Origin of the sequence: Anabaena lutea FACHB-196, assembly GCF_014698305.1 — a bacterium.
In the GTDB taxonomy this organism is placed as follows: domain Bacteria; phylum Cyanobacteriota; class Cyanobacteriia; order Cyanobacteriales; family Nostocaceae; genus Anabaena; species Anabaena lutea.
This window is the reverse complement of sequence record NZ_JACJST010000001.1, coordinates 87,607-102,857: the sequence shown is the minus strand read 5'-3', so window position 1 is coordinate 102,857 and position 15,251 is coordinate 87,607. Positions and strand designations below refer to the sequence as shown.

The following is a 15,251-nucleotide window of genomic DNA, read 5'->3' as shown; positions in this document are numbered from 1 at the left end:
AAATCACACAATGATCATGACCATAGCACGTAAATTTACAGTCATTCTTCTAGCCTTGAGTTTGTGCTTGACAACTGTCGCCTGTGGGGGAGGAAACGAAACTACATCTTCCAATAACAATGTGAGCCAAACTGCTACCCCCACGAAAATAAGTGATGGACAGTATCCAGTACAGCAAGCCACCTACAACGATGGTAATGGGGAGTATACGCTGTTTTTACTCAATAGTCAGCCTCCAACATTTGCCACCGAAAAGTTACAAATGGCACGGCTGACAGATGAAGAAATCAAAGAGGGTAAAAAAACTTACTTGAAGGTAGAAAATGGACAGCCAGCCCTATACCTGACAGAAGATTTTAAAATCGAGTACGTTCATAACGTTACTGAAACCAAAACTAATCCCCAAACTGGACAAAGAGAAACAGTTGTTGTTCGTCAAGAATCTAACTTCTGGACACCTTTTGCAGCTTCTTTGGCTGGTAACGTGGCAGGTCAAGCCATTGGTAGTCTATTATTTAGACCTCAGTACTATGTACCCCCTGTTTATCAGTCAGGTGGGATTATGAATGGCTATGGTGGATATGGTTCTACCTATGACCAAGCTGTTTCTAGCTATCGTACTCGCTACAATGAACCACCCGCAGCAGTGAGAAATCGCACCGCTTTCCGCACCACAGGAACGATTAGGTCATCTGGAAACTCACTTCGCACGACACCAAGAACAAATACAGGTAGTAGAGCTACAGGTTCTGGTTTTGGTGGCAGTACCCTGCGTCCTTCTGGTAACTCTAGCTCAACCCGCCGCAATTCTGGTAGTAGTTTTGGTAGTGGTGGACGTTCGTCAAGTCGCCGTTCTTCTGGTTTTGGTAGCAGAAGAAGGTAATTCGTAATTCGTAATTCGTAATTCGTAATTCGTAATTCGTAATTCGGATGATGGTTACAAATTACGAATTAGTTTTATACTGCTACAGGTGTCGGTTGTTGCCAGCGCCCCATTAATTTAGCTAGAACTGCTAATTCTGGCATCAACTTATCAAAACGGTCTGGGGTTAAAGATTGGGGTCCATCAGATAAGGCTTTGGCAGGATTGGGATGTACTTCTATCATCAGGGAATCTGTACCAGCTGCGATCGCCGCCATTGCCATAGAAGGTACAAACTCAGACCAACCGACACCATGACTAGGGTCAATCATCATCGGTAAATGGGTCAGTTTTCGCAACACAGGCACAACCGACAAATCCAAAGTATTGCGCGTATACTGACGATCAAAAGTTCTAATTCCCCGCTCACACAAAATCACATTAGGATTACCCGCAGCCAAAATATACTCAGCCGCCATTAGCCAATCTTCAATCGTCGCCGCCATACCTCGTTTTAAAAGCACTGGTTTCGGTTGCGCCCCAACTTTTTTCAGCATGGAGAAATTTTGCATATTTCTCGCCCCGACTTGAATCACATCCGCAACTTCCCCTATTTTCTCCAAATCTTCTGTATCCATGACTTCGGTAATAATGCCGAGTCCACTCACTTCCCGCGCTTTCGCCAACAATTCCAAGGCACTTTCGCCATGACCTTGAAAAGCGTAAGGTGAAGTCCGGGGTTTGTATGCACCACCACGTAAAAACTTAGCCCCAGCAGCTTTTACACGTCGCGCCGTCTCGACAATCATTTCCTCATTTTCCACCGAACAAGGCCCAGCGACAACTACCAATGGATGATGTTCGCTAAACACAACAGCCCCATCAGGCGTATTAACAACTACCTCAGAAGCTTCACCGTGGCGGAATTGGCGGCTAACTCGTTTGTAGGGTACTTCCACCCGCAACACTTGCTCAATCCATGGACTGGCTTCCTGAATTTGTAAAGGGTCTAAGCTAGCTGTCTCACCGACTAGACCAATTACGACTTTATGCTGTCCAATGATTTTTTCTGGTGTTAATCCCCAGCTACTTAGTTCCTCGCTTAGGCGGTCTATCTCTTCCTGTGGGGAACCCACTTTCATCACAACAATCATGTTAAAATTCCTGTTATTTGAGTAACTTTTATACTTTCTTATGGAATTTCTCTGCGTTTATCTGCGTACTCTTCTCCTGTCGGAGACACTACGTGAACGATCAGCCACCTTACGGGTGTCTACATATGCGGTTAGTATCCTGGAAATCTGATTCTATACAGCTTCATGTGAAAAAAGCTATCACCTTACCTAGGATTTAATACTTATTAGTTAACAGATAAAATATCAAAAAAAATGTAGCGCCCAGTACTTTTTCTGAATATTGGGTATAAATAAGAAATTATAATTTTTTGGAAATTGATGTTGAAGAGATAAAATTTCCACTTCAACATTCAAGCTTAAAAACCTACCCAATATTACAGTTATCTAAATACCTGAGCGCTAATGATTCAGACGTTCTTGTTTCGAGTTTCGCGCCAAACTTCGGTCATCCGTCCCCAATTAATGCCAAACTCACCCAAACCTAGTAAAGTTCCAGGTCTTTCTTCATCCCAAGAAGCTGAGAGAACACCATAGGTTATTCCCAGCACCCCTAAACCAAATAATCCCATGTTCACCAATAACACAGCAATGGGAGGCAGTTGGATATCAGCGAACGTGATCAGCAGATAGCTGGCAACTAAAACGATAATACCTAACGCTGTGGGTATACCGCAGAAAGCAGCCACTCGGCGAATCATCCGCTGGCTGACGACTTCAGGAATCGCCATTTCTTCTTTAGTGAAGGTTTGGGGCTTTTGCGGCTGTTTACTAGATTCCTGAGACTTGACTATGGGTTGACTGTTAGTTTTAGGGGCAGTTTTTGGAGTAGTTTTAGCGGGTTTTTGGCGCTTTTTGTTTGGCTCAAAGGGTAAACGACTGCGTTCTGATTCTTCACCAGGCATAAGCGGTAGTTCCTAACCACGAATACCGAGGCGACTAATCAATGCTTGATACTTTTCCCGGCTATCCTTTTGGATATAGGATAGAAGGCGCTTACGTTGACCAATCATCTTTAATAAACCCCGGCGGGAAGAATGGTCTTTTTTATTAGCTTGGAGGTGTTCACTGAGGCGGTTAATGCGGTCAGTTAACATAGCGATTTGGACATCGGCTGAACCAGTATCGGTTTCGTGAACTTGGAAGCCAGAAATTAGTTCTTGTTTGCGCTGTTGCGTCAGAGCCATGATTAATTCAATTTCTATTTTTTTTAATGTCTTCAGCAGTCTCCCATAATATCACAACCTCTAAGCTGTGTGGTGAATTAGGGTTGCCGCCCTATCAAAGAAGAGGCAGAATTTCCCAGAAAGTTAGCTTCCAGTTGTAGCCACGGGTACAGGCACATTTGCCGCTGGCTGCTGCTCTAGGATAGGTTGGCGTGTTTTTAGATCAAATTTGTATCCATGTGGCAAAATATGTAGCTTCGCGCCGACAATTGCCAAAGGCTCATCCTTCAAAATTTGATCCAGATTATTATAGGTAGCTTCTGATTCATCTACAATCGTGACTGCACCTTCGCCAATGACTTCAATCTGGTTATCAGTTACTACCATAGCTGTATTTTCGTCAATGCCAAATCCCAAGGCCACAGGCTCTTGCACTAAAGCAGAAATTAAGCGTCCTAAGCGTCCGCGCTGAGAAAAATGCTGATCAATCACTACCCCAGGTAAAAAACCAAGACCAGGCCCCATTTCCACCACTTCAATTCGGGCATTAGTCTGGGAATCACCTTCGACTATCATTTGATCTGGCATGACAGCAGCACCTGCACTGGTTCCACCGATGACTATGCCTTCCGAGTAACGTTTGTGAATCGCTGCATCAATTTCTGTGTCTTTGAGAATACTGGTGATGCGAGCTTGATCTCCGCCAGTAAAAAATACACCTGTGGCTTTACTAATCGCTTCCAATGCTGTAGATGAGGATGCATCTTCACGAGTTTCTGTATCAATAATGCGAACCTGTTCGGCTCCCAGACGCTCAAAAACTCTAATATAATTTTCTCCGACTTCTCGTGGTAGTTCTGTAGCCGCCGTCATAATTACTATGTGTGCCTTTGTCCCACCAGAACGGCGCACAAACTCGCGCAAGATTGGGGTATCTCCATCTTTTTCTTCGGCTCCACCAATAATTACTAGCTGCCTTTTGCTATGAATGTCAGTCATGATGCTTCCTAGTTTTGGTTATTTATTTTCACTAAAACATGACATTACAAGTAAGGAATCATCCATTTGATAGATTGCAGAGCCATGAAAATGTATTTAGTTGTTAGTCAGAACCGTTAATAAATCAATAGCAATTTTCCGTTCTGCAAAATGGTAGGTGGAGGCTATTATTTCTCGCAGCTTATAGCAATTACCACTCAAATGAGGTACACGCAGTAATAATAAAACGCAGATGAACGCAGATAGACGCAGATGATTTTGTACTTCACTAGACTGGGAAACGCTATATTTAATCTCTACTGAACTCGACTCCTATAGAGTAAGTCAATTAAGAAAAGACGTGCTTGTGCAAGTGAGATATGCCTGGGTTTACCTTGGTAGACAATTTGGTACTCATTGATATCTGGTCCATCTCCATATCCTGAAATCAACTTGTTGTGAAATGCTTCCTCCGCAAGTTGCCGAACTTCATCTCTCAGACTAGCTTGTGTGTTATTCATGCTTGACTGTACCCTGAACGCCCTTTTTGAGTTATATACATTTGGCGAACCTATTGCACCTTTCTTAGGTTATATTTTTTTGATTTTTTGATCGAAAAGACGTTGAAGGCGATCATACTCAAGCTCCATCTGTCTCTGAGGAAATCAGTAATTTAGTCGAAGTTATGTCCTGAGATAGGAGCAACTTTTAGATCATTGGGATATGCTGAGTTGTTGCAATTCAGATTTAATACTTAATCAATTTGGATATAGCGGTTATCGGTTGAGTGAGGTACAAATAGACAGACGCTCTGACGCGGAGATTCATTTGTAGCTTTAATTAAGTGAATTGATATCAGAAACCACCAGATTCCAGAGTATTTAGCTAAAGGTTAATAATCAATGGTTCAAGAGCAAAGCACCGATGTCATTCGCATCAATGCTAGAAGAACTGATGTTTTCGATATTTTCAATTTAAGGTATTATATTGGACCTAATCCCTATTTAGATACAGGGGCGCTAGTTTTTGATTTTTCTTTGACTGAATATCGACAGCCCCTAAAAATTGAGGAGTATGTTTCAATTATTAGCGATACCTCCAGTGGTCTTCGCCCACGCTATCCCCACTTAGCAGAGCAAACCTATAATTCCTACGCTGATTTATTTGCTCATGTCGTTTCGGAAGTGGGTAAATTAGACATGGGTTTGCACTTCCATCTTTGGAGCATCAAGCAATATCCCAATTTTTTCAGAATTAGCATTCAATCACTTCATGAACGGACAACTAGATCAGTAGTTTATTTAGTTTGGGATTGGTTGGAAACTATTACTCAAGGTGAGGAATTCTCAATTGAGGAAAGATTAGTAAGCTTGCAAAATACATTTCGTGCCTCTGTGTATGGGGGTCCTACTGTTTACGCTTTATTGCGAACTGCATACCAACAGGGTATTCCTGCTTTCTACTTGTGGGAAGAAGGACTAATGCAATATGGCTATGGTAAAAAACAGGTGCGAGGAGTCGCAACGACTTTTGATTGTGATAGCCATCTTGATTCAGAATTCAGTACCCGCAAAGATGACTGTAAAGACTTTTTACAAAACTTGGGTTTCCCTGTTCCCAAAGGTGATATAGTCAACTCCGAAAAGGAAGCTGTGGCGGTAGCGAAAGTGATTGGCTATCCAGTTGCAGTTAAGCCTGTGGTAGGTCACAAAGGAATTGGTGTTACTGCTGAGGTGCAAAATGTTAGAGAGTTGGAATCTGCTTATAATAGGGCGTTGTTAGCGATTCCAGATGAACAGCCAACCAGGATTATTGTTGAGAAAAGCATATCAGGAACGGATTTTCGGTTACTGTGCGTTGATGGTAAATTTGTCGCCGCTACAGAACGCCGCCCAGCATCGGTTGTGGGTGATGGACACTCAACCATTAAAGAATTAATTAGGCGGGAAAATGGGAAACCGGAAAGGAGGGATACACCAACTTCTCCCATGAGTAAGATTCAGATTGATGAAGCAATGGAATTGTCTTTAGAGGAGCAGGGTTTAGAATTGGATAGTATTGTTAAGAGCGATCGCACTGTTTATCTGCGTAAAGTGGCGAATCTCTCTGCTGGGGGAATGAGCATTAATGCTACAAACCCAATTCACCATGACAATATTATTTTGGCGCAAGATATCGCCCAACATTTTCGGCTCACTTGTCTGGGTATTGATATCATTGCTAAAAATCTTTCTGAATCTTGGAAATCCGGCAACTTTGCTATTCTAGAAATTAATTCTGCACCAGGAATTTTGATGCACCTTAACCCAGCAGTGGGTAATAGTGTTGATGTCCCTGCTCATATTTTGGCAACCTTTTTTCACTCTAGCATTGATGCCAGAATTCCAATTATTACTTTTAATCAAATCGACCTTACTGAACTGCAAGCAACAATTGATCATATTCTTTTGCAGCATCCCGAATGGACAATTGGTGCTGTTTGTCGTCAAGGTGTTTTAGTCAATCGCTCAGAAAAAGTATTGAGTCAAGATTACAACCAGAATGTGCAAATTTTGTTGCGTCATCCCAAACTTGACTTACTCATTGCTGAATACCCAGAAGAAATTCTGGAACCAGAAGGAATGTTTTACCAAGGAAGTAATATTGTCGTTTTAGATAATCCCAGTGAAACTGAAATGATGTTGGTAAGAGATGTCTTAGATGGTTCTATTGTCGTGATTAAGAAAGACAAGGAGGTTTCTATTCAGCGACAGGGATTAATTGAGGATTACACCTTGGGCGTTGAGGAAGCTTTTAGCAGAGTTTATTTGAAGGAAATTAGGTCGATTTTGTAATTTTTAAACGCAGAAGTACGCTGAGTAAATCGCAGAGGTACGCAGAGAAATTAACCTGCGTCTCTGCTATATTTATTTTGCTAAAGTTTGGCGTGAGCAGCCAAAATAATTTTTTCTGTTTCTTCCCAATTAATACATTTATCAGTTACTGAAACTCCATATTGTAATTCTTCGCGTTTGCCAGTAATCGGTTGATTACCTTCATATAAATTGGACTCTAGCATCATCCCGACTATGGAGGTATTACCATCCACTATTTGCTGAATCACATTTTCTAAGACTACAGGTTGTAATCTGTAATCTTTGTTTGTGTTGCCATGACTACAATCAATCACGATTCTGGGTGGTAAATTTGCCGCTTTTAATTCTTCTTCCACCAGTTTGATATTTTCTACATCAAAGTTAGGCTGACTTCCACCACGCAAAATTACATGGCCATGAGCATTCCCTCTAGTTTGAAATACGCTTACTTGTCCTTTTTGATTAATTCCTAAGAAGTTATGTGGTTCTTTAGCTGATTTCAAGGCATTTAAAGCTACGTGAATATTACCATCAGTACCATTTTTAAAGCCTACAGGCATAGACAAACCACTAGCCATTTCTCTGTGGGTTTGTGATTCAGTTGTGCGTGCGCCAATTGCTGACCAAGCAACCAGTTCACTAATATATTGAGGTATAATAGGATCAAGGGCTTCTGTGGCAGTTGGTAATCCTAATTCGGCAAGTTTCAATAACAAGTTACGGGCAATTAATATACCATCTTCAACATGAAAAGAATCATCCATATCCGGGTCATTAATTAATCCTTTCCAGCCCACAGTAGTTCGGGGTTTTTCAAAATAAACACGCATGATTAATAGCAGTTTATCTTGAACCTTTTCTGCTAAAATTTTCAACCTTTCAGCATATTCAATAGCCGCTTTTGGATCATGAATTGAACAAGGCCCAACTACGATAAATTTCCGGCTATCTTGGAAATCTAGAATATTTTCTATTTCCTGTCGAAACTTCAAAATAGTCTGTTCCGCAGACTTAGTTAAAGGTGATTTTGCCTTAACTTCATTCGGAGTTAATAAGACGTGAGAACTTTTAATGTTAGTGTTAATTAATTTGTTGATCATGACTCAAATCTCTTGATTTGTCTAAATGCTATTAATGTGTAAACGATTACTATACACATTTTCAAGAAAAAAAACAAGATTCTTTCATAGAAGTTAAATAATATTACTAATTGATTTAATTTATAGAATTATCAGATGAAGTTTGATGTCCAAAATACTTGCTGATCATAAATCTTATAGCTTTCATCTTCATGAAGGGGGTTATTTACCCCCTCTTATACATGACTAGAATGCTGGTTTAGGTGAAGTAGATTTCACTTCTGCCAGACAAATACTTTGGCTTCATAAGAGCCTAAATCAGTCATGATACTATTTTCACTTGCCTCTATATCATAATTACCTGTCCATTCATGCCATGTACCACCAGAGGGAAAATTAGTAATTTCGTAGCCAGCTAGGAAGTTATCAGAAAAATTTGCCACGACTACTACACGAGAACCTTCATCGTTCCATCGACTATAAGCCAGAACTTTTGCTTCTGTATTTTCGTGGATAAAATCAATATTTTCTGTGTAGAGTGCATGATTAGTTTTACGCAGATTAATCAAACCTTTGTAGTAATCAAACAAGCCGCGATTTAGGTCATTACCTAACAAATTCCAATCAATTTTTGCTGAAGAAGGTTGTTTGGGTTTATATTCACCAAATTCTTCCCCCATCCAAATCAGAGGCACACCAATGGCTGTCATGAGAATAGCTGCCCCCAACTTAGCCCGCTTCATAGCTTCCTCGTCAAAAATATTACGATTAGCCAACTCAACCATGAGATGGTCATGGTCATGATTAGTTAAGTAATTAACAACATTGGTTGCACCCATAAAGCCTTGACGTTTACAGTCAATGACATCTTTGAGATTTTCTAAATCAAAGACATCACCGCAAATATGTACTGTAATGGTATGACGGAAACTATCATGCCAGCAACCATCCATTGGTCCATCTTGATTAGTGATGCTGGGGGTTTCTGGAATATGTTCAGCAATATTATAAAAAGGCTTAATACCAGCAGTTCTTTGAGTTTCTTGGACAATCCAACTCATGAAATCGTAGTTGGCAATTTGTCTTGCGGCATCATAGCGAATACCATCTATATGATATTCTTCAATCCAAAATCTAATTGTATCGCCAATAAATTTCCTAGCCGGATAAGTATCTAAATTTTCGTCATAATGTTCATAATTAAATTCTGGCCCCCAATTATTTTCTGGATCACGGGGAGAATGATGATACCAATAGTCATGGTCGATTTGAGTTAGAGGACTGGAAGCTTCTGAGTGGTTGAAAATTCCGTCCATAATCACACGAATGCCTCTAGCATGACACTCGTCAATCATATTTTTTAAGTCTGCTGTAGAACCATAACTAGATTCTGTGGCAAAGAAGTAACGGGGATTGTAACCCCAACTATAACTACCAGGATATTCTTTGATAGGCATCAACTCAATAGCATTAATTCCTAATTCACATAGGTAATCTAGTTTTTCGATTACGTGTTTATATTTGCCTCTTGCATAGGGATCATCTTCTCCACCAGAAAAATCCCCAACGTGCATTTCATAAATTACCAATTGATGATCTGGTGATAGGTCTTTATCATCATGTCTCCAAACATAGGTATCAGTAATAATATCCCCATCTTTTACTCTGATAATGCCATTATCTTTCCCACCCATTTCATCAATATCTGTAGCGTAGGGATCTGTGATATCAACCCACTGTTCTGGTTCAAAAAACCAGGAATTTGATTGAACTCGAAATTTATATTGATAACTTCCGTCTGCTAATTCTACACTTGTCCGAAAATATCCATCTTCGCATTTATCCATTGGTATTTCTTGCCAATTGGAAAAAGACCCAACTAAGGTTACTCCTTTGTTATAAGGAGCAAATAATTTAAATTCAATTAGCTTTGTCATTGTCATCAAGTTGTTGATAATTATATGAGGCTGACACATCATTGCGGATTAAATTAAATAATACAATCAGCCTTAAGGAATATCTATTTAATCTAACTTTTGAGATATATTATAAACTTATTTTTTTTGTTATTCTAGAAATAGAAAAAAGAACAAAAACAAATTAATTTGGTATTAAAATATTTAATGTAAATAGAGCTTTCTATAGTGAAAATAGATGAATTAGTGTAACTCCTGAAGTAGCAGATATTTAGTGAAAAGTATTTATTTTTTGACTAAATATCTACCCTGAAAACTTACTCGATTTTTCCAGTAGTGATGAGCATATAACTTAATAACCAATTTGCTGCTGTCGCCCTACGAGTTTGTCGTGGTCCAAATTCACCAATTTTGTAACCTTTGAAACCTAGTTTTTCTTTGAGTAGTTGTTTGTTTTCTTGGGGAATGGAACGAGTCAATTTCATGGTTGCGGGGCGAGACTCCAGAAAATCTATTGGTTCTGAATACTCATCTCGCCATGCTGGTGCTACTTGACTGGTGTTCCATTTTTCAGTTGCAACGTCGTAGCGATAACCTAAGTGATACCATACTAATTGGTTGACGATAGCATCATCAATTGTATCGTTGATGATTGCCCAAATTGTTTCTTTGTTAAGTTCTGGTAGGTTAGACATAAGCCAATTACAATTTCTCAGTTGTCGTCTGTAAAATAACTACTAGTACCGCTTTCTGGGAATTAAAAATTGAAAATTGAAAATTCCAAAAAGCAGATTAAACAAGCTTTCCATAATTTTTAATGGTTGGTTGACTTACTCCCATCTGTACTAATGAATTGTAGTAAAAAATTATTTTTCACTACCTGGATATATTCTTCAACACAGGAATGATTTTATCTTGTTGTCAATCGGCTGAAAGATTTATCTGCTACAACTTTCCGATGTTCTCACTTTCAATTTTCTCACCTATATAGCCGTTCCCACATTCGTGAAGCACAGCCAGAAAGATTTTACCGCAGATATAGACACCTGTAGGGTGGCTTCTTGACGAGTACGCAGATTAATTTTTACTTTACTCTATGAGGAAACGCTATAAAGTAATTGTTAAGTCTTTGAATAAAGTAAAAAGTTCTACGCAAAGAGAAGTTACTTGATCAGGAGCTATTTTATCCTCTGTAACCCATCCGCTATAAACCCAATTCCCACAATAGTTGTAATAGGCATCTACTTGAGATACTTTGTCCCATATGGAATGAAACTCTATATGATCCAACTTGTAAGGGGCAGTAAAGCTAAAACTACCATCTTCCGAGGATTGTTGCCAAAAGCATACATTCAGCACTGCGTCAATCAATCCATCCGCTTGAGGGATTACAATTTTAAAACCTTCAAACATTTTACTACACCATATTTCCGCCTCGGTATTATTGTCTGGGAAGTATTTTTTGACAATTTCCGACATTTTTACCAGATACTGACGAACTTCAAAGTTTTTAAGTAATACTTTTTCACAATCTGATAAATTTTTCTGCATTATTTTTTATCCTTGTATGAGTTTTTACTAAGCTTTTTTTCTGTTATGTTTAGTTTGTAAGATTGATTAAAATATTGTGGTTTTTATACTTCCACAAGAATTATTATATAGGTAAACTGCAAATCTTGAATACTAGACCGGTTTATCCAAAATTTCCTACCACTACCAAGAAGCACAGACACACAGACGTGGTGACGCGGAGATTATTCAGTAGTTTTAATCTACGTGAATTGATATTACTGATTACCAGTTGCAATAACGGAACGAACCAGGCCGCTTGTGGAAACCGGGTTTATGGGATATTTAGATATTTTGGCGTTGCTGATTCCATGTATGAATATGATTTTATCTCATACCAAAATCCTTGTAGAGACTTTTCAGGAAACGTCTCTACAACCGAATTCATACCTCAATTCAGCAACGTCGATATTTGGGGTTTTAAAGATTTTTAGCGAAAGATTTCCGCAAAAAACTGCCGCATAGCCTGCCAAGAACGTTGTTCTGCAATTGGATTATAAAGTGCGCCTTTGGGATCATTTTTGGCTTCTGGGTTGGTGAAAGAATGAACTGCACCACCGTAAGAGATTAATTGCCAGTCCACATTTGCCTGACGCATTTCGTTTTCAAAGCCTTTGAGTTGCTCTTCAGGCACAAAGGGATCATCAGCACCATGTAAAACTAATACCTTAGATTTAATATTTTTGGCATCACTGGGGTTAGGGGTATCCAGGTTGCCATGAAAACTGACTACACCCTGAATATTTGCACCACTGCGGGCTAATTCTAATACTGTACCACCACCGAAGCAGTATCCAATAGCAGCGATGCGTTTAGGGTCAGTTAACGGATAGTTTTGTAAAACTTGTAACCCTGCTGTTGCTCTTTGACGCAATAATTTTCTATCCTGGCGATAAATTGTCGCTTGGGTTCCCGACTCCTGTTGATTTTTTGGTCTTACACCCTTGCCATAGATATCAGCTGCAAAAGCAACATATCCCAGCTTGGCTAATTGCTCAGTCCGTTTTTTGGTAAAAGACTGTAAGCCAGTCCAATCATGAACTACTAAAACCCCAGGACGCTTAACCTTGATAGCGTCATCATAAGCTAAATAACCTTCTAAAATGGTATTACCTTGTTTATATTGGATATTCTTAGTTATAATTACTGCCAGTACATCACCAGCAGTCAACAACATAACCACAGGTGTAAAAAAAACAGAAAGCAAAATTTTCATGACCCTGTAAATACTAAAATACTCATCATGGTTGATTATCCCTACAAAACTGACAAAAACAGCAACAATGTCTCACTCTTAATGCAAAAATTATGCTTCAGCTTGCTGGTAGATTTTCATGAATTCATAAGACTGCCATTCCAGCAAGGCCAAATTGTGTAGTGACGGTACATTATTAGTTATATAAATAAAAATCATTGTTCCGTCTATTTATCGGCTACTAACACAAAACCATGAGTGCAACTGCTACTATTTCTCAAAGTTCCCTAATTCAAGGCTGTGGTTTACCTCTGTTTGCAGAGATTACACCGGAGCAAGTAGAACCAGCCTTCAGGCATCTGTTAGCAGACCTGGAGCAGCAATTAGCTATCTTAGAAGCTAATGTCAAACCTACCTGGAGCGGTTTAGTAGAACCTCTAGAAAAGTTGACAGAAAGGCTGCACTGGAGTTGGGGGATACTGAACCATTTGATGGGTGTTAAAAATAGCCCAGAACTACGTATAGCCTATGAAAAGGTTCAGCCGCAAGTAGTGCAGTTTATTAACACCCTTGGTCAAAGCAAACCTATTTACAAGGCTTTTAAAGCCCTACGCGCTAGTGATACCTGGGAAACCTTAGAATCAGCCCAGCAGCGGATTGTTGAAGCAGCTATTCGGGATGCAAAATTGTCTGGTGTGGGCTTAGAAGGAGCAGCACGAGAACGTTTCAATGCTATTCAGATGCAGTTAGCAGATTTGTCTACAAAGTTTTCTAATCATCTTCTGGATGCTACTACAGCTTTTAGCTTAATTCTCACAACCAAAGCCGAAATAGAGGGTTTACCTAGTAGCTTACTTAGTCTGGCTGCCCAAGCTGCTCGTGCGGCAGGAGAAGAAAACGCTACTCCAGAAAATGGACCCTGGCACATTAGTTTGGATTTTCCTAGCTATTTCCCCTTCATGCAACACAGCACGCGTCGAGATTTGCGTGAAAAGGTTTATAAAGCTTATATTACTCGTGCTTCTTTTGGGGAGTTGAATAACAACCCTTTAATTGAAAGTATTTTAGAGTTGCGGCAAGAACTGGCAGAGTTAATAGGCTTTGAAAATTTTGCCGAACTCAGTTTAGCTAGTAAGATGGCCAAGAATGTCCCAGCAGTAGAAAAGCTGTTAGAAGAACTACGCCAAGCCAGTTATCATGCGGCTGTCAAAGACTTAGAAGAACTCAAAGCCTTTGCCAAATCCAAAGGAGCAGCAGAAGCCGAGAATTTACAACATTGGGATATCAGCTTTTGGGCAGAACGTCAAAGAGAAGCAAAATTTGCTTTTACTGAGGAAGAATTGCGTCCTTACTTCCCTCTTCCCCAAGTTTTAGATGGGTTATTTGGACTAGTGAAGCGGTTGTTTGGTGTGACTGTTACTCCCGCTGATGGTCAAGCTCCAGTTTGGCATGAGGATGTACGTTATTTCCAAATTGCTGATAAAAATGGCTCTCCCATTGCTTACTTTTATCTAGACCCCTATAGCCGTCCCGCTGAAAAGCGAGGTGGTGCTTGGATGGATGCTTGTATTCATCGCCGCAAAATCAAAGAAAATGGTGTAACTAGCATCCGCTTACCTGTAGCTTATTTGATTTGTAACCAAACTCCCCCAATCGATGACAAGCCCAGTTTAATGACTTTTGATGAAGTGGAAACATTGTTCCACGAGTTTGGACATGGCTTACATCATATGCTGACCAAGGTTGATTATACGGGAGCCGCAGGCATTAATAATGTGGAGTGGGATGCCGTGGAGTTACCTAGTCAGTTTATGGAAAACTGGTGTTATGACCGCCCCACCTTGTTTGGTATGGCTAAACACTACGAAACAGGTGAACCACTACCAGAGCATTATTACCAAAAGCTGTTAGCAGCCCGTAATTACATGAGTGGTTCGGCAATGTTGCGACAAATTCACCTCAGTAGCGTTGATTTAGAGCTACACTACCGCTATCGTCCTGGTAGTAAAGAAACTCCGGTAGATGTACGTCAACGCATTGCTAAAACGACTACCATTTTACAACCATTACCTGAAGATGCCTTTTTATGTGCATTTGGTCACATTTTTGAAGGTGGTTATGCAGCCGGTTACTACAGCTATAAGTGGGCAGAAGTTCTCAGCGCTGATGCTTTTGCTGCTTTTGAAGAAGCTGGACTGGAAGACGAAGAAGCAATACACATTACTGGTAGACGCTACCGGGATACAGTGTTAGCACTGGGCGGTAGTAAGCATCCAATGGAAGTTTTTCAATCCTTCCGGGGTCGGGAACCTAGTACCACTGCGCTGCTAAAGCATAATGGTTTATTGGCTGTGGTTTAAAGTTGACCTAAGGAAACCCAACATTGACGAAGTTTTTGTTGGGTTACACAATTCGTAATTCGTAATTCGTAATTCGTAATTCGTAATTCGTAATTCGTAATTCGTAATAATGCCTCCGGTACTCTGCGCGTTGGCGTA

Annotated in this window: 13 protein-coding genes; 3 read left to right on the top strand and 10 right to left on the bottom strand. The window is 40.0% G+C overall.

Annotated elements, in window-relative coordinates; genetic code table 11:
- Nucleotides 1–10 precede the first annotated feature (10 nt).
- On the top strand, nt 11–883 hold the full coding sequence (locus H6G59_RS00485; protein ID WP_190711218.1) for a hypothetical protein: 873 nt from the start codon (nt 11–13) through the stop codon (nt 881–883).
- 74 nt (nt 884–957) lie between these two features.
- Here the strand turns inward: H6G59_RS00485 and aroF are convergent, their stop codons facing one another.
- The 5 genes from aroF to H6G59_RS00460 form a co-directional block, all read right to left on the bottom strand.
- On the bottom strand, nt 958–2,016 hold the full coding sequence (aroF, locus tag H6G59_RS00480; RefSeq protein WP_190711217.1) for a 3-deoxy-7-phosphoheptulonate synthase: 1,059 nt from the start codon (nt 2,014–2,016) through the stop codon (nt 958–960).
- Nucleotides 2,017–2,405: 389 nt separating this feature from the next.
- Nucleotides 2,406–2,900 carry a PAM68 family protein gene (locus H6G59_RS00475; RefSeq protein ID WP_190711216.1) on the bottom strand — a complete coding sequence of 165 codons (495 nt, stop codon included), beginning with the start codon at nt 2,898–2,900 and terminating at the stop codon, nt 2,406–2,408.
- A 12-nt stretch (nt 2,901–2,912) separates the two neighbouring features.
- Nucleotides 2,913–3,182, bottom strand: a complete 270-nt coding sequence (gene rpsO / locus H6G59_RS00470) for a 30S ribosomal protein S15 (protein ID WP_190711215.1) — start codon at nt 3,180–3,182, stop codon at nt 2,913–2,915.
- A 123-nt stretch (nt 3,183–3,305) separates the two neighbouring features.
- Nucleotides 3,306–4,160, bottom strand: coding sequence for a cyanophycinase (locus H6G59_RS00465; protein ID WP_190711214.1), 855 nt, complete (start codon nt 4,158–4,160; stop codon nt 3,306–3,308).
- Between the two features lie 296 nt (nt 4,161–4,456).
- A complete protein-coding gene (locus tag H6G59_RS00460) occupies nt 4,457–4,660 on the bottom strand; it encodes a hypothetical protein (RefSeq protein ID WP_190711213.1) in 204 nt (67 codons plus the stop codon).
- Nucleotides 4,661–5,041: 381 nt separating this feature from the next.
- On the opposite strand from H6G59_RS00460, the gene H6G59_RS00455 reads away from it, so the two are divergent.
- The gene (locus H6G59_RS00455) at nt 5,042–6,973 is read left to right on the top strand and encodes an ATP-binding protein (protein ID WP_190711212.1); all 1,932 of its coding nucleotides are present in this window, start codon (nt 5,042–5,044) and stop codon (nt 6,971–6,973) included.
- 80 nt (nt 6,974–7,053) lie between these two features.
- On the opposite strand, the gene H6G59_RS00450 is transcribed toward H6G59_RS00455, so the two are convergent.
- The 5 genes from H6G59_RS00450 to H6G59_RS00430 all read right to left on the bottom strand — a co-directional run bounded on the left by H6G59_RS00450 (nt 7,054) and on the right by H6G59_RS00430 (nt 12,774).
- The gene (locus H6G59_RS00450; protein ID WP_190711211.1) at nt 7,054–8,094 is read right to left on the bottom strand and encodes a 3-deoxy-7-phosphoheptulonate synthase; all 1,041 of its coding nucleotides are present in this window, start codon (nt 8,092–8,094) and stop codon (nt 7,054–7,056) included.
- Nucleotides 8,095–8,348: 254 nt separating this feature from the next.
- Complete coding sequence (locus H6G59_RS00445; RefSeq protein ID WP_190711210.1) at nt 8,349–10,010, bottom strand: alpha-amylase family glycosyl hydrolase; 1,662 nt, start codon at nt 10,008–10,010, stop codon at nt 8,349–8,351.
- A gap of 296 nt (nt 10,011–10,306) precedes the next feature.
- Nucleotides 10,307–10,684, bottom strand: a complete 378-nt coding sequence (locus H6G59_RS00440; RefSeq protein WP_190711209.1) for a DUF1823 family protein — start codon at nt 10,682–10,684, stop codon at nt 10,307–10,309.
- A 412-nt stretch (nt 10,685–11,096) separates the two neighbouring features.
- Nucleotides 11,097–11,540 carry a hypothetical protein gene (locus tag H6G59_RS00435; RefSeq protein ID WP_190711208.1) on the bottom strand — a complete coding sequence of 148 codons (444 nt, stop codon included), beginning with the start codon at nt 11,538–11,540 and terminating at the stop codon, nt 11,097–11,099.
- A gap of 448 nt (nt 11,541–11,988) precedes the next feature.
- Nucleotides 11,989–12,774 carry a dienelactone hydrolase family protein gene (locus H6G59_RS00430; protein WP_190711207.1) on the bottom strand — a complete coding sequence of 262 codons (786 nt, stop codon included), beginning with the start codon at nt 12,772–12,774 and terminating at the stop codon, nt 11,989–11,991.
- 233 nt (nt 12,775–13,007) lie between these two features.
- Between H6G59_RS00430 and H6G59_RS00425 the strand changes: the two genes are divergently transcribed.
- Entirely contained in the window at nt 13,008–15,113 is a 2,106-nt protein-coding gene (locus H6G59_RS00425) for a M3 family metallopeptidase (RefSeq protein WP_190711206.1), read from the top strand.
- Nucleotides 15,114–15,251 lie beyond the last annotated feature (138 nt).

What these genes read in the sequence shown, in the direction of transcription:
- H6G59_RS00430 (WP_190711207.1), bottom strand. Translation starts at nt 12,774, where the DNA reads ATGAAAATTTTGCTTTCTGTTTTTTTTACACCTGTGGTTATGTTGTTG.
- H6G59_RS00455 (WP_190711212.1), top strand. Translation starts at nt 5,042, where the DNA reads ATGGTTCAAGAGCAAAGCACCGATGTCATTCGCATCAATGCTAGAAGA.
- H6G59_RS00485 (WP_190711218.1), top strand. Translation starts at nt 11, where the DNA reads ATGATCATGACCATAGCACGTAAATTTACAGTCATTCTTCTAGCCTTG.
- H6G59_RS00425 (WP_190711206.1), top strand. Translation starts at nt 13,008, where the DNA reads ATGAGTGCAACTGCTACTATTTCTCAAAGTTCCCTAATTCAAGGCTGT.
- H6G59_RS00460 (WP_190711213.1), bottom strand. Translation starts at nt 4,660, where the DNA reads ATGAATAACACACAAGCTAGTCTGAGAGATGAAGTTCGGCAACTTGCG.
- aroF (WP_190711217.1), bottom strand. Translation starts at nt 2,016, where the DNA reads ATGATTGTTGTGATGAAAGTGGGTTCCCCACAGGAAGAGATAGACCGC.
- rpsO (WP_190711215.1), bottom strand. Translation starts at nt 3,182, where the DNA reads ATGGCTCTGACGCAACAGCGCAAACAAGAACTAATTTCTGGCTTCCAA.
- H6G59_RS00440 (WP_190711209.1), bottom strand. Translation starts at nt 10,684, where the DNA reads ATGTCTAACCTACCAGAACTTAACAAAGAAACAATTTGGGCAATCATC.
- H6G59_RS00465 (WP_190711214.1), bottom strand. Translation starts at nt 4,160, where the DNA reads ATGACTGACATTCATAGCAAAAGGCAGCTAGTAATTATTGGTGGAGCC.
- H6G59_RS00445 (WP_190711210.1), bottom strand. Translation starts at nt 10,010, where the DNA reads ATGACAAAGCTAATTGAATTTAAATTATTTGCTCCTTATAACAAAGGA.
- H6G59_RS00435 (WP_190711208.1), bottom strand. Translation starts at nt 11,540, where the DNA reads ATGCAGAAAAATTTATCAGATTGTGAAAAAGTATTACTTAAAAACTTT.
- H6G59_RS00475 (WP_190711216.1), bottom strand. Translation starts at nt 2,900, where the DNA reads ATGCCTGGTGAAGAATCAGAACGCAGTCGTTTACCCTTTGAGCCAAAC.
- H6G59_RS00450 (WP_190711211.1), bottom strand. Translation starts at nt 8,094, where the DNA reads ATGATCAACAAATTAATTAACACTAACATTAAAAGTTCTCACGTCTTA.